Source organism: Agromyces sp. Y575 (assembly GCF_059445445.1).
Genome location: NZ_JCAIUI010000003.1, coordinates 203,532 through 221,206, shown reverse-complemented (window position 1 = coordinate 221,206; position 17,675 = coordinate 203,532). Strand labels below are relative to the sequence as shown.

At 70.8% G+C, this 17,675-nt stretch carries 15 protein-coding genes; 5 read left to right on the top strand and 10 right to left on the bottom strand.

Annotated elements, in window-relative coordinates:
* Nucleotides 1-170: 170 nt before the first annotated feature.
* The 8 genes from AC1C2U_RS13145 to aceB all read right to left on the bottom strand — a co-directional run bounded on the left by AC1C2U_RS13145 (nucleotide 171) and on the right by aceB (nucleotide 8,456).
* A complete protein-coding gene (locus AC1C2U_RS13145; RefSeq protein ID WP_495362215.1) occupies nucleotides 171-1,445 on the bottom strand; it encodes a saccharopine dehydrogenase family protein in 1,275 nt (424 codons plus the stop codon).
* Between the two features lie 61 nt (nucleotides 1,446-1,506).
* A complete protein-coding gene (pucL, locus tag AC1C2U_RS13140; RefSeq protein WP_495362214.1) occupies nucleotides 1,507-2,406 on the bottom strand; it encodes a factor-independent urate hydroxylase in 900 nt (299 codons plus the stop codon).
* Nucleotides 2,407-2,408: 2 nt separating this feature from the next.
* A complete protein-coding gene (uraH, locus tag AC1C2U_RS13135; protein ID WP_495362213.1) occupies nucleotides 2,409-2,756 on the bottom strand; it encodes a hydroxyisourate hydrolase in 348 nt (115 codons plus the stop codon).
* Nucleotides 2,753-3,337 (bottom strand): 2-oxo-4-hydroxy-4-carboxy-5-ureidoimidazoline decarboxylase, encoded by a 585-nt coding sequence (gene uraD, locus AC1C2U_RS13130; RefSeq protein ID WP_495362212.1) that lies wholly within the window; start codon nucleotides 3,335-3,337, stop codon nucleotides 2,753-2,755. Before uraD ends, uraH begins: the two co-directional genes overlap by 4 nt.
* Nucleotides 3,327-4,748, bottom strand: a complete 1,422-nt coding sequence (allB, locus tag AC1C2U_RS13125) for an allantoinase AllB (RefSeq protein ID WP_495362211.1) — start codon at nucleotides 4,746-4,748, stop codon at nucleotides 3,327-3,329. The genes uraD and allB overlap by 11 nt, the downstream gene beginning before the upstream one ends.
* Nucleotides 4,745-5,596, bottom strand: a complete 852-nt coding sequence (locus AC1C2U_RS13120; protein ID WP_495362210.1) for a bifunctional allantoicase/(S)-ureidoglycine aminohydrolase — start codon at nucleotides 5,594-5,596, stop codon at nucleotides 4,745-4,747. Before AC1C2U_RS13120 ends, allB begins: the two co-directional genes overlap by 4 nt.
* Complete coding sequence (locus AC1C2U_RS13115; protein WP_495362746.1) at nucleotides 5,593-6,855, bottom strand: DUF6986 family protein; 1,263 nt, start codon at nucleotides 6,853-6,855, stop codon at nucleotides 5,593-5,595. The genes AC1C2U_RS13120 and AC1C2U_RS13115 overlap by 4 nt, the downstream gene beginning before the upstream one ends.
* A 2-nt stretch (nucleotides 6,856-6,857) precedes the next feature.
* Nucleotides 6,858-8,456 (bottom strand): malate synthase A, encoded by a 1,599-nt coding sequence (gene aceB, locus AC1C2U_RS13110; RefSeq protein ID WP_495362209.1) that lies wholly within the window; start codon nucleotides 8,454-8,456, stop codon nucleotides 6,858-6,860.
* Nucleotides 8,457-8,580: 124 nt separating this feature from the next.
* Between aceB and AC1C2U_RS13105 the strand changes: the two genes are divergently transcribed.
* The 3 genes from AC1C2U_RS13105 to xdhC are packed head-to-tail and all read left to right on the top strand — an operon-like array spanning nucleotide 8,581 to nucleotide 13,393.
* Entirely contained in the window at nucleotides 8,581-10,071 is a 1,491-nt protein-coding gene (locus tag AC1C2U_RS13105) for a xanthine dehydrogenase small subunit (protein WP_495362208.1), read from the top strand.
* A complete protein-coding gene (gene xdhB, locus AC1C2U_RS13100) occupies nucleotides 10,068-12,458 on the top strand; it encodes a xanthine dehydrogenase molybdopterin binding subunit (protein WP_495362207.1) in 2,391 nt (796 codons plus the stop codon). The genes AC1C2U_RS13105 and xdhB overlap by 4 nt, the downstream gene beginning before the upstream one ends.
* Before the next feature lie 14 nt (nucleotides 12,459-12,472).
* Nucleotides 12,473-13,393, top strand: a complete 921-nt coding sequence (gene xdhC / locus AC1C2U_RS13095; protein WP_495362206.1) for a xanthine dehydrogenase accessory protein XdhC — start codon at nucleotides 12,473-12,475, stop codon at nucleotides 13,391-13,393.
* Here xdhC and AC1C2U_RS13090 read toward each other — a convergent pair.
* Nucleotides 13,387-13,926, bottom strand: a complete 540-nt coding sequence (locus AC1C2U_RS13090; protein ID WP_495362205.1) for a nucleoside deaminase — start codon at nucleotides 13,924-13,926, stop codon at nucleotides 13,387-13,389. The two genes, xdhC and AC1C2U_RS13090, sit on opposite strands and share 7 nt — an antisense overlap.
* Before the next feature lie 130 nt (nucleotides 13,927-14,056).
* On the opposite strand from AC1C2U_RS13090, the gene AC1C2U_RS13085 reads away from it, so the two are divergent.
* Both AC1C2U_RS13085 and AC1C2U_RS13080 read left to right on the top strand, forming a co-directional pair.
* Nucleotides 14,057-15,334: a molybdopterin molybdotransferase MoeA gene (locus AC1C2U_RS13085; RefSeq protein WP_495362204.1), complete on the top strand. Its 1,278-nt coding sequence runs from the start codon at nucleotides 14,057-14,059 to the stop codon at nucleotides 15,332-15,334.
* The gene (locus tag AC1C2U_RS13080; RefSeq protein WP_495362203.1) at nucleotides 15,331-16,353 is read left to right on the top strand and encodes a DUF6457 domain-containing protein; all 1,023 of its coding nucleotides are present in this window, start codon (nucleotides 15,331-15,333) and stop codon (nucleotides 16,351-16,353) included. The genes AC1C2U_RS13085 and AC1C2U_RS13080 overlap by 4 nt, the downstream gene beginning before the upstream one ends.
* Before the next feature lie 31 nt (nucleotides 16,354-16,384).
* On the opposite strand, the gene AC1C2U_RS13075 is transcribed toward AC1C2U_RS13080, so the two are convergent.
* The gene (locus AC1C2U_RS13075; protein ID WP_495362202.1) at nucleotides 16,385-17,602 is read right to left on the bottom strand and encodes an MFS transporter; all 1,218 of its coding nucleotides are present in this window, start codon (nucleotides 17,600-17,602) and stop codon (nucleotides 16,385-16,387) included.
* Between the last annotated feature and the right edge of the window lie 73 nt (nucleotides 17,603-17,675).

Here is a 17,675-nt window from a genome sequence, read left to right as displayed (position 1 = left end):
GATGAGATCAGAGCGACACGAAGCGCACTTTCGACGAAGGGGATACGAAGAGGATAGGGAACGGGCGGGGATGGAGCGAGGGATGGAGTGAGGGCGAGGGACGGACGGGAAACGGGCGGACGGGACGGGAAACGGGCGGATGGACGGGAAACGGGCGGATGGGGCGAGGCTCAGGCGAGGCGGTCTTCGAAGCCCCAGGGTTGGCCGTAGCCGCCGTCGGTGATGGGGCGGGCCATGAGGTCGAGGAAGGGTGCGGCGTCGAAGGCTTCGGGTCCGAGCACGCCCCGGCCCGACCACGCACCGGTCGCGAGGAGCTCGAGGGCGATGACGGGGTTCAGGGCGGTCTGCCAGACCACGCACTGGCTGTCGTACTCGGCCATTGTCCATTCGTTGTCGGCGACGTGGTACAGGTACACCTCGCGCGGTCGCCCGTCGATGCCGATGCCCGTGACCCAGAGCCCGGCGCAGGTCTTGCCCGTCATGCGCGGGCCGATCGTTGCGGGGTCGGGCAGGGACGCGGCCACCACGTCGCGCGGGGCGACGTGCACCGGGCCGTCGTCACTGCGTACTCTGACGGGGCTCGTCGAGTCGAGGCCGAGCAGGTGCAGCACCTGCAGCACGTTGATGAACTCGGCACCGAGGCCGTACTTGAAGGTGACGCGTTTCGCGTCGATCCAGCGAGGCATGAGCAGCACCTCTTCGTGCTCGACGTTGACGCACTCGACCGGCCCGATGCCCTCGGGGAAGACGAAGACCTCGGGCTCGGAGAACGGCATTGTCGTGTACCAACCGGTCTTCATCTCGAATATGACGGGCGGGTTCAGGCACTCCTCGATCGTGGTCCAGATCGAGAACGAGGGCGCGAAGATCTCGTTTCCCGCCTCGTCGGTGACCACGAGGTTCGCGCCGTCGCGCACGCCGAGCTCGTCGATCTCGGCGAAGAGGTGATCGGCGGCGTACCGGGCGAATACGTCGCTGAGGCCCGGCTCGACGCCCATGCCCACGAGGGCGAGCCGGCCCGCGGCATCCCAGTCACCCGATTGTGCGAACTGGTCGTCGCCGAGCTTCACACCCGTGATGTCGTACGGGGCGACCGGATGCGGCTCTGACAGGCTCATCGCCATGTCGAGGTAGTCGGCTCCCGCAGCGAGCGCTCCGGCGAAGATCGACGGCACGAACTTCGGCTCGACCGCGTTCATCACGTGCGTCGCATCGAACTCGAGGGCGACGGCAGTGACGACGTAGGGGTCGCTCGCGTCGATCTGGGCGGTGTCGAATCGACTCGCGACCTCGTCGCCGTGCCTGGCGCGGATCCACGCGAGCGTGCGCTCGGCGCGTGTCTCGTCGTAGTCGGCGATCACGAGCAACTCGAAGAAGTCTCGGCGAGCGGCGATCTTGGCGATGGAGTCTCCGACGCCTCCGGCGCCGACGAGGAGGATGCGCATGAGCCGACGCTATCGTGACCCGGCGCAGGCGCCAACGGTCGATCCTGCCCGTATCACCGCCTCAGCAGAAGCCCGCGATGCCCTCCCAGGCGACGGCCGCGGGAGCGAGGCCCTCGCGGGTGACCGTCGCCTCGATGAGCCCGTAGGGCCGGTCGGCGGCGAAGAACACCTCGTTCGGGTTGTCGAGGCCGAACGCGCCGAGGTCGACGACGAAGTGGTGCTTGTTCGGCATCGAGAAGCGGACCTCGGCGATCTCGGAGTGCGCCTCGAGCACACGAGCGCCCATGTCGAAGAGGGTCGTCTGCAGCGCCGCCGAGTACCCGTCCGTGAACGCCTCGAGCAGCAGGGCCCGCACGCTGTCGTAGACGTCGTTGTACTCGACGTCGGCGCTGGAGTACCGCCATCTGGCGGCGACATCCGTTGCGAGGATGCGGTCGGTCGTCTCCTGCAGGGTCGTGTAACGGTCTCTGGGAAAGCCTTCGAAGCCCGACTGTGTGGTCTTGAGCACCGTGAGTCCCTTGAGCCCGGCGATGACGTGCCGGTCGGAGCCGTCGGCGACGACGACGGCAGTGCGGGTCTCCTGCCCGGACCGCACGAAGGAGTGGTCGTGCGGCACCCCGTGCGCCTGGATGCGCTGCCACGGGAAGCTCTCGGCCTCCCAGCGACCGCCGGTCACCCAGTCGAACGACGAGGTGAAGTGATCGGCGAGGCGCAGGAGGAACGCCTCGGGCGAACCGATTCCATCGCGGGCGAACGCGAAGACGGTGTTCTTCTGCGTGTCGGTGGCCACGACGTGCGAGTTGTCGCCGACGAGGTGCGCCGCGACGAAGTCGCCGCGCAACTGGGAGGTGACGCTCAGGTCTTCGATCTCGTGCCGCGCCGTGTCGCGGGTGACCTTCACGACGCGAACCTCGGCCTTGCCGTACTGGTTCGCCCCGAGCACGATGGCGGGTTCGTCCATGGTCAGCTCCCTCGGTAACTCGAATAGGCGAACGGGCTCAGCAGGAGCGGCACGTGCACGTGCCGTCCGTCGTCGGCCACGACGAAGCTGATCTGCACGTGCGGGTAGAACGTCTCGGTGTCTCGAGCGGCGAAGTAGGCGCCCGTGTCGAAGCTCAGCCGGTACTCCCCGGCCGCGATCGTCTCGGGGCCGAGCCGGGTCACGCGACCGTCGGCATCGGTGACGGATGTCGCGACGAGACGCCAATCGTCACCGTCGCCGTCGCGGGCGTGGAGCTCGACGGCGACGCCCTCGGCCGGGCGACCGACCGTCGTGTCGAGCACGTGCGTGGTGATCCGGGAAGTGCTCATGCGAAGAGTCCCTTCAGTCGCAGCACGGCGATCTGACGCAGCTGCTCGGCGACGACGAGGTCCTCTTCGACGCTCGTGTGCCGCAGTCGCTCGGTCAGCACCTCGAGTATCTCGCTCGAGGTGCGGCCTGCGGCCCGGATGAGGAAGATCCGGCCGAACCGGCGCTCGTACGCGGCGTTGCCCGCCGCGAGTGCTGCCGCGACGGAGGCATCGCGCGGGTCGACTCCGGCCTGTTCGGCGCGCGAGAACGCCGCCTCGCGGCGCTCGCCGTCGCCGCGCTCGCCATCGTCGCGCCCGCTCGCAGCGTGCTCGCCCGTTTCGTGCGCTCCCGCGTCGCGCCAGGCCGACCCCCGCTCGCCCACAGCGCGCTCGCCGATGCGGGGATGGCGCGCAAGCGCCTCGTCGACCTCCTCGCCACTGAACGGCGACGCCGCGGTACCCGCGCGCGCGACGAGCTCGCCGACGGAGTCGTACGGGCGCCCGTCGACGAGAGCCTCGCACCAGCGGGTGATGTCGAGGCAGGGCCGGAGCAGCGCGATCGCCGCTTCGCGGTCGGCGGCATCGAACTCCTCAAGCAGCATGATGTTCCCCCTGCTCTTCGACATTCCGGCGCAGCAGCCGGCCGCGCGGCGTCGTGCGGTCGATCGGCGTGCCGGCGAGGTACGCGGCTCGCACGACGCCCGTGAGCTCACGACCGTCGTACGGCGTGATCGGGTGCCGGTGCTCGAGCGCCTCGGCATCGACCGTGAACGTCGCGTCGGGGGCGACGACGGCGAAGTCGGCCGCGGCCCCCTCGATGATGCGGCCCTTGGTCGTGAGGCCGACGCGTCGGGCAGGTTCGGTCGACATCCACTCGACGACCCTGGCGAGCGGGATGCCGCGGCGCCTCGCTTCGGTCCACACGAGCGGCAGCCCGAGCTGGAGTGAGGCGATGCCGCCCCAAGCCGCTTCGAAGTCGCCGTCGCCCGCGTACTTGAATTCGGCCGGCGCGGGTGAATGGTCGGAGACGACGAAGTCGATGACGCCCTGCTCGAGGCCGTGCCAGATGGCGTCGCGATTCTCTGCCTCACGGATCGGCGGACAGCACTTGAACTCGGTGGCTCCCGGCGGCACCTCCTCGGCGGCGAGCACGAGGTAGTGCGGGCACGTCTCGACGGTGAGCCGCACGCCGTGACGCTTGGCCGCCGCGATCCGGTCGAGGGCGTCGGCCGCGCTCAGGTGCACGATGTGGGCGCGCACCCCGGTGCGTGCTGCGCGCTCGATGACGGCGGCGATGGCAACGCCCTCGGCCTCGCGCGGGCGGGAAGCGAGGAAGTCGGCGTAGGCGGGGCCGTGCCGGTGGGGCGCCCCGCCGATGACGGCTGCGTCCTCCGCATGCACGACGAGCAGCGAATCGGCGGCACCGGCGAGCACCGACATCGCGGCCTCCATCTCGTCGGCACTGAGGGCGGGGAACTCGTCGACCCCCGAGTGCACGAGGAAGCACTTGAACCCGAACACGCCCTCGGCGACGAGCGGCTCGAGATCGGCCGCATTGCCGGGCACCGCACCGCCCCAGAACCCGACGTCGACGAAGACCTGCCCCTCGGCCGCAGCACGCTTCACTGCCAACGCCGCCACGTTCGTCGTCGGCGGGATGCTGTTGAGCGGCATGTCGATGATCGTCGTGACGCCGCCCGCCGCGGCCGCCCGGGTCGCCGAGGCGAACCCTTCCCACTCGGTGCGGCCGGGCTCGTCGACGTGCACGTGCGTGTCGACGAGGCCGGGGATCAGCACCTCGTCATCGGCGAGCTGCACGACGCGCGCGGCGCCGAGCCCGCTGCCGAGCCCGGCGCCGAGTGCTGCAATGCGCACCACGACGCCGTCGCGCACGCCGACTTCCGCGGGGGAGAACGCACCGTCGACGAACACCCGATCGCCCCTCAGCACGAGATCGAAGTCGAGGTCGGGGTCGAGGTCGAGATCGGGGTCGGGCCCCGCGGCATCCGTCATCGCAGTTCGCTCGGCTGCCGGGCGCCCGCTGCAGGGCCCGTCAGCCGAACCTGCCGATTGACGTCTTTGTAGAGCAGGTACCGGAACGGCCCGGGCCCGCCTGCGTAGCAGGCCTGGGGGCAGAACGCCCTGAGCCACATGAAGTCGCCCGCCTCGACTTCGACCCAGTCCCCGTTCAGCCGGTAGACGCCCTTGCCCTCGAGCACGAAGAGGCCGTGCTCCATGACGTGCGTCTCGGCGAACGGGATCGACCCGCCCGGCTGGAACGAGACGATGTTCACGTGCATGTCGTGCGCGAGGTCCTCGGGATCGACGAACCGGCTCGTCGCCCAGGCGCCATCGGTGCCCGCCATCTCGTCGGGCGTAACCTCGGCATCGCTCGAGATGAACGAGGCGGGCGGCCCCTCGCCCTCGAGCGGCTCGTAGGCCTTGCGGATCCAGTGGAAGCTCGTGAGCACGGCGCCGTCGTTCGCGAGCGACCACTCGGATCCCGCCGCGAGGTAGGCGTAGCCGCCGGGCCCGAGCACGTGGCGCTGCCCGGCGAGCGTCAGGCCGAGTTCGCCGGAGGTCACGAATACGACGCCCTCGACGCCCGCCTCCTGCTCGGGGTGCGGGGCGCCGCCGCCGGGCGCGATCTCGACGATGAGCTGCGAGAAGGTCGTCGCGAAGCCGGCGATCGGTCGCGCGAGGATCCACGATCGGGACTTCGCGAACCCCGGCAGCCTGCTCGTGACGATGTCGCGCAGCACTCCCTTCGGGATCACCGTGTACGCCTCGGTCACGATCGCGCGGTCGGTGAGGAGTTCGTTCTGGGCGGGCAGCCCGCCCTGCGGGGTGAAGTAGCTCATGCGACCTCCTGGTGGCGTCTCGGATGTGCAAGCCCGACGAGCGCCCCCTCGTCGAGGCCGGTGCCGGCGGTGACCTCGGCGACGGAGATCGCGCCGCAGCGCACGCCACGAAGCACGAAGCCCGCGAGCGCCCGCACACTGGCCGGTTCGTCGAGCACGGCACCGGAGATGCCGGCGCGGTGATCGCGAAGCCGGGCGGATGCCTCGGGGTACCCGTCGCGGTAGAACGCGTAGGTCGCGATGAACCGCGTCGGCAGCTGGTGGGCGTGCAGATCCCAGCCCTGGGGGAAGCCCCGTTCGAGCGACCGCTGCACGAGCCGGGCGTGCAGCCGCCACGCCTCTGCGGCTCGATCGCCGACCGGCAGGATGTTCGTCGAACCGTCGGAGAGTCGGATCCCCGTGCCTGCAACCGCGAGCTGCATGACGCCCTTCGCGAGGTCAGCAGCCGGGTGCTCCAGCGACTGGTGGCCGGCTGCGATCTGCAGCGCGGCGCTGTAGTCGTAGGTGCCGTAGTGCAGCCCACTGATGCGGCCGGGCGCAGCGAGCGGCAGCTTCGCGACGGGCGATGTGCCGTCGGCGCCGAGAACCAGTTGCGGCGTCTCGACCTGCACCTCGAATCTGAGCCGGCCCTCCGGCAGTCCGTGCGCGCTCTCGAGGGCCGCCGCGACCTCCGCCATCGCTTCCACCTGCTCGACGGTCGAGACCTTCGGCAGCGTCAGCATCAGGCCGCTCGGCAGGCCGCCGCGCTCCATGAGGGCCGTCACGAACACATCGAGGGTGCGGATGCCGCGGGCCCGCGTCGCCGCTTCGAAGCTTTTGAACCGGATGCCGATGAACGGCGGTGAGAATCCGGCGCCCGCCGCGGCGAGCACCCGTCTCGCGGCGCGGACCGCGTCGGCGTCCTCGACGTCGTCGCTGCGTTCGCCGTAGCCGTCCTCGAAGTCGATCCGCAGATCCTCGATCGGTTCGCGGTCGAGCTTGTCTCGCACGCGGGGCGCCACTTCGGCCGCGAGCGCGGCATCGAGCCCGACTTCGACGGCGAGCGCTTCGAGCCCTCCGAACCGGTCGACCGCGACGAGCGCTGCCCGCCCCCATTCGACGGACAGCTCGGGCGTGAACCGGTCGGCGGGCACATAGACGGTGTGCACTGGCTGACGCGATCCGTCGTCGCCCGGGTACGCGGTCGCGAGCAGCCGGTCGCTCGCGCTGAGGCGGGCTTCGATCGCGGCGAGCTCGGCAGCACGCAGGACGGTGCGCACGCTCACTCCAGCAACTCGTAGGCGGGCAGGGTGAGGAAGTCGACGTAGGCGCCCCCGAGGCAGAGCTGGGCGACGAGCTGGGCCGCGGGCTCGTAGTAGGCGACGAAGCGTTCGGGCGTCACGCCGGGGCGGAGCGCCTCGACCTCCTCGGCGAGCGCGGCGCTGACGAGGTCGAGTGTCACCGTGCGTCCGGTGTCGGCGAGCACGACTTTGTGGTGTCGCTGCTGCCACACCTGCGAGCGCGAGATCTCGGCCGTCGCGGCATCCTCCATGAGGTTGTGGAGCGCGACCGCGCCATTGCCCGAGAGCCACACCGCTGTGTAGGCGACGGCGATGGAGAGGTTGTCTCGAAGGCCGGCCTCGGTGACCTCGCCGCCCGCGGAGGCGACGTCGAGCAGTTGCGCCGCGGTGACCTCGACCTCGGGCCGCAGTCGGTCGATCTGGTTCGGCCGGTCGCCGAGCACGGTGTCGAAGACCTCGCGGCAGACGGGCACGAGGTCGGGGTGGGCCACCCAGGATCCGTCGAAGCCGTCGTTCGCCTCGCGGGCCTTGTCTGCGCGGACCTTCTCGAACGCCGCGGCCGTCACTTCGGGGTCCGCGCGATTCGGCACGAAGGCCGACATGCCGCCCATCGCCACGGCACCGCGCCGATGGCAGGTCTTCACGAGAAGCTCGGTGTATGCGCGCATGAACGGCGCCGTCATCGACACGGTCGCGCGATCGGGCACGATGAACTCGGGCCCGGCGTCGCGGAACACCTTGATGAGGCTGAACAGGTAGTCCCACCGGCCGGCGTTCAGGCCCGAGGCGTGCTCGCGCAGTTCGAAGAGGATCTCGTCCATTTCGAATGCGGCGGGGATGGTCTCGATCAGCACGGTCGCGCGGATGCTGCCGACCGAAATGCCGAGGTGCTGCTCGGCGAAGGTGAACACGTCGTTCCAGAGCCGAGCCTCGAGGTGGCTCTCGAGCTTGGGCAGGTAGTAGTACGGGCCGTGGCCGTTCTCGATGAGCCGGTGCGCTGTGTGGAAGAAGTGCATCCCGAAGTCGACGAGCGAGCCCGAGCCCCGCTCGCCGTCGATGAGCACGTGACGCTCGGGCAGGTGCCAGCCGCGTGGCCGGGTGACGACCGTCGGGCGACGGATGTCGGTGCGGAGTGTGTACGTCTTACCCTCGGGCGACGTGAAGGCGAGCGTGCCGCGACCTGCATCGCGGAGGTTCAGGATGCTTCCCACGACGTTGCCCCATGTGGGGCTCGACGCGTCCTCGAGGTCGGCGAGCCAGACCCGAGCACCCGAGTTCAGGGCGTTGATCGCCATCTTCGCCGGCGACGCAGGGCCGGTGATCTCGACCCGCCGATCGAGGAGCGCCTCTGGCGCGGGCGGCACGCGCCACTCGCGCTCACGGATCTCTGCCGTCTCGGGGAGGAAGTCGAGCCGTTCCCCGTTCGCGATGCGCTCACGGCGGGCGTGCCTCGCGGCGAGCAGCTCACGACGTCGAGCGTCGAAGCGGTGATGCAGTTCCTCCACGAAGGCGAGCGCGTCGGCGGTGAGGATCTCCTCGCCGCCCGCGACGTCATCGGCACGGGCGATCTCGATGGTCATATGGCTGCCGCTCCCTTCGAGGGATTTGCTCCAGACGCTCAGCTCATCTTCGCGCAGATGCCCTCGCGACGTAACCGGAATGTCGGGAATGCCGCGGCGTAGACTCGCGGCACGAGGAGAGACCATGGATCACATCGCTGTGACGGTCAACGGGCGGGAGCGCCCGTTGCGGGGCATCAGCCCGCACACGACGGCGCTCGACTGGCTGCGTGAGACCGGCCTCACGGGTGCCAAGGAAGGCTGCGCCGAAGGTGAGTGCGGTGCCTGCTCCGTGCTGCTCGCGACATCCGACGATCGAGGCGGCACCGCCTGGACGGCTGTGAACGCGTGCCTCGTGCCCGCTGCCGCGCTCGACGGCCAGGAGCTCGTCACCGCCGAGGGGCTCGGCTCCCCCGACTCATTGCACCCCGTGCAGGCGGGGCTCGCCCAGGGCGGCGGCTCCCAGTGCGGATACTGCACGCCCGGGTTCGCCTGCAGCATGGCGGCCGAGTTCTACCGCGCCGGCCGCGTGCGTGCGGCTGCTGCTGCGGCTGCGGCTTCTGAAGAAGGTGCAGCGGGCGAAGCGGATGCATCCGCCGATGAGCACGGACCGAACGGCTTCGACCTGCACGCGCTGAGCGGCAACCTCTGCCGTTGCACCGGCTACCGGCCGATCCGCGATGCCGCCTACGCCCTCGGCGAGCCCGAACCGGGCGACCCGCTCGCTGAGCGACGCGCGCAACCGGCGCCGGAGCCCCGGGCGACCCGGCTCGAGGCCGATGGCGAGCGGTTCCTCCGTCCGCCATCGCTCGACGAGGCGCTTCGGGTGCTGCACGAGCAACCCCACGCGGCGGTCGTCGCGGGCTCCACCGACTGGGGCGTCGAGGTGAACCTCCGAGGCCGGCGCGCGCCGCTCACTATCGCGATCGAGCACCTGCCCGAGCTCCGCACCGTCACGTTCGGCGACGCCGCGATCGAGATCGGCGCGGCACTGTCCCTCACCGAGATCGAGCGCCGCCTCGACGGTCGCGTGCCGCTGCTCGCCGACGTCTTCCCGCAGTTCGCCTCCCCACTCATCCGCAATCGCGCCACAATCGGCGGCAACCTCGGCACCGCCTCGCCCATCGGCGACACCACGCCGGCCTTGCTCGCACTCGAGGCGCGCGTCGTGCTCGTCTCCGCCGCCGGCGAGCGCGAGGTCGACCTCGCCGACTACTTCACCGGCTACCGCCGGACGCTGCGCCGGCGCGACGAGCTGATCCGCGCGGTGCGCATCCCCCTGCCGCTTGCCCGACTCACCGCCTTCCACAAGATCGCGAAGCGCCGGTTCGACGACATCTCGAGTGTCGCCGTGGGCTTCGCCCTCGATCTCGACGACGGCGTCGTAGCCTCGGCCCGAATCGGGCTCGGCGGCGTCGCGGCCACCCCGCTCCGCGCCCGTGCAACCGAAGCCCTGCTCGTGGGCAGGCCGTGGAGCCTCGAGACCGTCCGCGACGCGGCATCCGTGCTCGGGTCGGAGGGCACCCCGATGTCCGACCACCGGGCGAGCGCCGAGTACCGCTCGCTCATGTTGGGCACGGTGCTCCTGAAGCTCTTCCGCACCCATCCCCGCATCGCCGAGGAGGTGAAGGCATGAGCGAGCTCGCCGCCCGCCCCGCGTACCCGGTCGTCGGTACCCCGATGGCGCACGAGAGCGCTGCCCTGCATGTGACGGGCGCGGCCGTGTACACCGACGACCTCGCCGCACGACGCCCCGATGTGCTCACCGCCTGGCCCGTGCAGTCAGAGCACGCGCACGCGATGGTGGCCCTCGAGGTGCAGGCTGCACTCGCGGTTCCCGGTGTCGTGCGGGTGCTCACCGCCGACGACGTGCCTGGGCACAACGACGCCGGCGTCAAGGACGACGAGCCGCTCTTGCCGAGCGAAGCGATGTTCCACGGGCACGCGCTCGCGTGGGTCCTCGCCGAGACGGCCGAGGCCGCGCGACTCGGGGCCGCTGCCGTGAAGGTCGAGTACGAGCCGCTGCCCTCGATCATCACCGTGCCAGAGGCGGTCGAGGCGGGGTCCTTCCAAGGCATCCCCCGCACCGTGCGCCGAGGCGACCCCGAGACCGCCCTGACGACGGCGCCGCACGTCTTCGAGGGCGTCGCCGAGATCGGCGGCCAGGAGCACTTCTACCTCGAGACGCATGCCTCGCTCGCCCACGTCGACTCCGAGGGCCAGGTGTTCGTCGAGTGCAGCACCCAGCACCCGTCCGAGACGCAGGAGATCGTCGCGCACGTGCTCGGCGTGCCGAACAACCGGGTCACGGTGCAGTGCCTGCGCATGGGCGGCGGCTTCGGCGGCAAGGAGATGCAGCCGCACGGCCTCGCCGCGATCGCCGCGCTCGGTGCCGTGCTCACTGGCCGGCCGGTGCGCCTGCGCCTGAACCGCACGCAAGACCTCACGATGACCGGCAAGCGGCATCCGTTCCACATCGTCTGGAAGGCGGGGTTCGACGACGACGGCCACATCCTGGCGCTCGCGACGACGCTCACCTCCGACGGCGGCTGGAGCCTCGACCTCTCCGAGCCCGTCATGGGCCGGGCGCTCTGCCACGTCGACAACGCGTACTGGATCCCGAACTTCGTCGCGCAGGGGCGCATCGCGAAGACGAACAAGACCTCGCAGACGGCGTTCCGCGGCTTCGGTGGCCCGCAGGGCATGTTCGTGATCGAGAACATCTTCGGCCGGGTCGCGCCGGTGCTCGGCATCGATGCGGCGACCCTCCGCCGGCGCAACTTCTACGAGCCCGGCCAGACGACGCCCTACGGTCAGCCCGTGCGTCACGCCGAACGCCTGCACGAAATCTGGCAGCAGGTGCGCGACGACAGCGAATTCGACGCGCGACGAGCGGCGATCGCCGCGTTCAACGCCGATCACCCCGACACCAAACGGGCGCTCGCCATCACACCCGTGAAGTTCGGCATCTCCTTCACGCTCACCGCCTACAACCAGGCCGGCGCGCTCGTGCACGTCTACAAAGACGGCTCCGTGCTGATCAACCACGGCGGCACTGAGATGGGGCAGGGGCTGCACACCAAGATGCTGCAGGTCGCGGCCACCGCCCTCGGTGTCGAAGTCGAGACGGTGCGGCTCGCACCGACCCGCACCGACAAGGTGCCGAACACCTCGGCGACGGCCGCCTCGTCGAGCGCCGACCTCAACGGCGGCGCCGTGAAGGATGCCTGCGAGCAGATCCGCGACCGCATGGCCACGGTCGCCGGGCGGCTGCTCGGCATCGACCCGCGCGATGTGCGATTCAGCCGCGGGCAGGTCTCGGGGCTCGGGGCATCCGCGCCCTCGCTGCGCTTCGCCGCACTCGCGACCGCCGCTTACGACGCGCGCGTGCAGCTCTGGGCCGCGGGCTTCTATCGCACCGAGGGTCTGCACTGGGACACCGAGGCGATGCAGGGCTCGCCGTTCAAGTACTTCTCGTACGGCGCAGCGGCGACCGAGATCGAGATCGACGGCTTCACCGGCGCGACGCGCATCCTGCGCGTCGACATCGTGCACGACGTCGGCGACACGCTCTCGCCGCTCATCGACCTCGGCCAGATCGAGGGCGGCTACGTGCAGGGCGCTGGCTGGCTCACGCTCGAAGAGTTGCGCTGGGACACGGGCGACGGCGCCGGGCGAGGCCGCCTGCTCACGCAATCGGCGAGCACCTACAAGCTGCCGAGCTTCTCGGAGATGCCCGAGGTGTTCAACGTGAGCCTGTTCGAACGCGCGACCGAAGACGGCGTGGTCTACGGGTCGAAGGCGGTGGGCGAGCCGCCGCTCATGCTGGCGTTCAGTGCACGCGAGGCGATCCGCGAGGCCGTGGCCGCGTTCGGGCCCGTCGGGCACAGCGTCGAGCTCGCCTCACCGGCAACGCCCGAGGCCGTGTTCTGGGCGATCACGGACGCTCATCGTGCGACCGAGTCGGTCGAGGCGGATGCCCCGGCAGACGCCGCGCACGAACTCGCGCCCTCCGAGCGCTGAGGGCAGGTCACGCGATGGACTGGTTGGAGGCCGTGCAGCGGCTGCGGGCGGCACGCACGCCGTCGGTGATCGTGACCATGGCGATGGTGCGCGGGCACGCACCGCGCAACGGCGGCGCGAAGCTGGTCGTCTCTGCCGACACGCTCTTCGGCACGGTCGGCGGCGGCAACCTCGAGGCCACCGCGATCGCGCGGGCCCGCGAGATGCTCAGCGGCGGCGGCGCCGAGCCCGAACTGATGACGCTCACACTGAGCGACAAGGCCACGACGGAGTACGGCGTGCAATGCTGCGGAGGAGAGGTCACCATGCTGCTCGAACCGGTGCGGGTCGCTCCCGTGGTCGCCGTCTTCGGAATCGGGCACGTCGGGCTGGAGCTCGCGCGCATCCTCAGCCGACAGCAGCTCGAGCTCCATCTCGTCGACTCCCGTGCCGAGATGCTCGCCCCTGAGCGCATCGGCGCGCCGGGATCGAGCGGTCCCCTCGCGGACGCCGAGGCCGCCGTGCTGCTCCACCACCTGCCCGTGCCCGAGTCGGCGCTCGGATTGCTGCCCTCCGGCGCCCATGTACTCGTGATGACGCACGATCACGTCGAGGACCTCGCGATCGTCGAGGCCGCGCTGAACACCGACGGCATCGCCTCGATCGGGTTGATCGGCTCGAGATCGAAATGGGCGCGCTTCGAGAAGCGGCTCCGCGAGGCCGGTCATGATGACGCGTCACTCGCGCGCGTCGCGACTCCCATCGGCATCGCCGGCATCAGCTCGAAGGATCCCGCCGCGATCGCCGTGAGTGTCGCGGCACGCGTGCTTCAGCAGATCGAGGAGCAGTCGATGGCGGATGCGCCAGTCGATCACGAATCCACTGAGCCCGAACCCGCCGCATCGGCTGCGCCCACCGAGCACGCTCCGGCGTCGGCGGCGTCGACGACTCAGTAATCGATGCGCGCGGCGTTGTGCTTCCACGCGGTGAACGGGGCGACCGCTTGCTCGTGGCCGAGGTCGATGCGGCCCACCGGCATGGTGCGGCGGTCCTGCTCACCGCCCTCGAAATAGCGATAGAAGACCGCATCGTCGAAGCCGGCGTCCGCCGCGTCGTCGCGGTCCGCTGCGAAGTAGACGCGATCGATGCGCGCCCACAGTGATGCGGCGAGACACATCGGGCACGGTTCGCAGCTCGTATAGAGCGTGGCACCGCTCAGGTCGAAAGTGCCGAGGCCCTGGCACGCGGCCCGAATCGCGGTGACCTCCGCGTGGGCCGTCGGGTCGAGGTTCGCGGTCACGCGATTGACGCCCTCGAAGACCCGCCCGTCGGCGGCGACGACGATCGCGCCGAACGGGCCGCCCCCGCCCCGCACATTCTCGGTCGCGATCTCGATGGCGCGAACGAGGTGGTCGGTCGTGGTGGGCCCCGCGTCGGCGGCTCCGCTCCCGGAGCCGGACCGAGGTGTGCCGGTGCCTGGCGAGTCCATGGGTCGACGCTACCGCGGATCCGTCGCCGCGCCGAGGCGCCGACCCGGCCGCCCGAGCCGCGGTGCCCGGTTCAATGGCACCGTCCCAGTAACGTGGACGCATGGACGCGAAGCGTGTCAGGCGCGGCGCATGAGCCGCGGGGCCCACGAATCGGTCGAGGCCCATCTCGATCATGTGCTCGCGGGCATCCGTCCGCTCACCGCGATCGACCTACCGCTCGCCGAAGCCACCGGACTCGTGCTCGCTGAGGCGGTCGTGACCCGGCTTCCCATCCCCGCCTTCGACAACTCCGCGATGGACGGCTACGCGGTGCGCCGAGCGGATGTCGCGGGCGCAAGCATCGATCGACCCGTCACCCTCTCCGTCGTCGCCGAGGTCGCGGCCGGAAGTTCGCTCGATCCGGCGATCGGGCCGGGCGAGGCGGTGCGGATCATGACCGGCGCGGCGGTGCCCTCCCAAGCCGACGCGATCGTGCCGTTCGAAGACACCGACTCCGGCATCAGCACGGTACGAGTGACGACGGCGCCGAAGCCGCCGGCGCACATCCGTCGCGCCGGTGAGGATGTCGCGGCGGGCCGGCCGCTCCTCGATGCGGGTGCGATCCTGACCGGCGCGCGCCTCGCCGCAGTGGCGGCGGCCGGACACGCGCGGGTGGCGGTGCACCCCGCGCCGCGGATCGCCGTCATCGTGACGGGCAGCGAACTCGTCGAGCCCGGCACGCGGCTCCGGCGCGGGCAGCTCCCCGAATCGAACTCGCTGCTCCTGACCGGCTTGGTGGTCGAAGCGGGCGGCACCGTGGTTCGACTCGAACACGTGCCCGACGACGACGCCTCGTTCGCCGCGGCGCTCGCCCGGGCCGCCGCCGAGGGGCCCGACCTCGTCGTGCTCTCGGGCGGGGTGGGCCGGGGCGATCACGACATCGTGCGCGCGGCCCTCTCGCCGCTCGGCAGCGTCGACTTCCACTCCGTCGCGATGCAGCCCGGCAGTCCGCAGGCGTTCGGCACCCTGCCCGGCGGCGCGTTCGCCTTCGGCCTGCCGGGAAACCCCGTCGCGGCTGCCGTGTCGTTCGAGGCGTTCGTTCGGCCGGCGCTGCAGCAACTTCGCGGCGCGGCGCGGCGCGACCGCCGGCGGCTCACCGCCATCACCGACACGGGATGGCGTTCCCCGCCGTCGCGGACGCAATACCTGCCGATCGCACTCGTCGACGAGTCGAGCGTCGCGAGCGCCGCGAGCGACCGCGCCGTCACTCGGCCGGGGCAACTCCTGGTGCGGCCGGCGACCGCAGGCGGGTCCGCCTCGCACCTCGTCGGCGGACTCGCCGCAGCTGATGGCTTCGCCATCATCGGGCCGGGCATCGACGAGGTTCGCCGGGGTGACGAGGTGCAGATCGTGCTGGTCGGCGGATGACCGAGCGCACACCCCCGCAGGCCGCGAATCCGACTCGGTTCGCGCTCGACGCGGTGATCCTCGCGGGCGGTCGCTCCAGTCGCCTCGGCGGCACGCCGAAGGCCGAGCTCGAGGTCGGCGGTGTGCGCCTCGTCGACCTCGCGGTCGCCGCCGCCGATGCCGCCGGTGCGCGCCGAACGGTCGTCGCGGGTCCGTCGGGGCTCGTCGCGCCGCCGACGATCACTCGTGCCGAAGACCCGCCGTTCGGTGGACCGGTGGCGGGATTGGCGGCCGCGCTCGACGCACTGCACGTCGCTGAACTGCACGCCGCCGATGCGCATGCCGAGACGGAAACCGCGTGGGTGCTCGTGCTCTCCTGCGACCTCCCGCGCGCGGCTGGCGTCGCCGCTGCGCTGGCCGACGCCGCCCGCACTGCGGCGGCGTCGAGCACGACCGCCGCGTCGAGCACGAGCCGCATCGCGCCAGACGAGGACATCGATGGGATCTGCCTCGACGACGGTCGGCCCCAGTGGCTCGCCGCCGTCTACCGTCGCGATCGGCTGGGCGCCGCGCTCGCCCGACTCGGCGCGGTGCGCGACGCGTCGGTCTCGGCGCTCGTCGGGGGTCTCAGGCTCGACCGCCTCGCCGACCCCGACGGCCTCGCCGCCGACGTCGACACCTGGGCAGACCTTGCACATGCGCGCGAGGCATCCGCTCGCCCTGATCCGACGTCGCACCGCCCCGAGGAAGGAACCTCCATGACCGAATCCGCCGCCCCGCCCCCTTCGCCCGACGACCTCGACGAATGGGTCGCCGCCCTCGCCGCGGAGCTCGGCGTCGACGCCTCCGGCATCGCGATCGGCGAGGTGCTCGACCTCACGCGTGAGATTGCGCACGGCGTCGCCCGACCGGCGGGCCCGCTCAGCACGCTGCTCGTCGGCCTCGCCGCCGGCGCTGGCAAGGGCTCAGTCTCCGAACTCTCGGCCCGGGCCGGCGCGCTCGCCGCACGTTGGCCCGAACGCGGCGGACGCGACGCCTGAACTGTCGCTGCGCTCCCTCCCCCGTCGGAGCTCAGGAGCCGGATCGCGCGTCGCGAAGCATTCCGGCGACGACGAGTGCAACCGCACCGACGAGCACGAGCAGCCAGAGCCCGAGCGCATAGGAGTTCGTCTCCGGATGGTACGTGGCGCCCATCACGAGCGGGGGGAAGTAGCCGCCGAGGCCGCCCGCGGCTGCCACGACGCCGGACACCGCGCCGACCTTGTCCTTCGGAGTCGACGGCCCCACCCAAGCGAAGACCGCACCCATGCCGAGTCCCATCGCCGCAGCCATACCGATGAAGACGGCGCCGGTGAGCACCCCCTCGGCCGGCTGTTGGCCCACGATGTAGGCCAGCGAGACGATGCCCGCGAGCGAGATGAGGGAGACGATCTTCGGGCCGAATCGGTCTGAGAGCGCTCCGCCGATCGGGCGGGCGACCACCGCCGCCAAAGCGAACAACGCAGTGCGGGTGCCCGCGCCGATCGGATCGACGTCGTCGGGGTAGATCGTGGTGAGGTACTTCGGCAGGAACGTCGCGAAGGCGACGAAGCCGCCGAACACGATGCCGTAGAGGAACGCCATCGCCCAGGTGATGCGGAGCCGCAGCGCTCCCATGACCTTGGGGACGAGCCGCTGACGGCTCGGCTCCCACTCGGGCGAGTCCCGCAGGAACACCCACACCACGATCGCGGTCGCCACCATGATCGCCGCGATCAGCAGGTGCGTCGGCAGGTATCCGATGCTCTCGGCCAGTCGCGGCGTGAAGAATGACGCGACCGCGGTGCCGATCATGCCCATGCCGAACACGCCCGTCGCGAACCCCCGACGTTTCGCCTCGTACCAGGCACTCGAGAACGGAACACCGACGGCGAAGATCGTGCCGGCGACGCCCAGGTAGAAGCCGGCGACCATCAGCAGCGGGAAGTTCTGCAGCACACCGGCCAGGGCGACCAGAAGCACGGCCGGAACCGAGCCGAGCAGCACGAAGGTGAACATCTTGCGTCCGCCGAACCGGTCGGTGAGTGCACCGACGACGACGCGGCCGAGCGCACCGACCAGCACCGGCATGGCGAGCATGAGCGAGATCTGCCCCTCGTCGAGCCCGAGTTCGGTCGCATAGGTCTTCTGCAGCGGCGCGATCACCATCCACGCCCAGAAACCGATCGTCGAGGCGAAGGTCGCCAAGAGCACTTGACCGAGCTGCCCCCGCAGTCCTGTGCTTTTCTGTTTCGACGACGATTCGTTCATGCTGCCCCCTCGGCACGCTGGAGATCGTGACGTTCCTGAGGCAGACAGTACACATCGACGGCCGGGAGCGCAC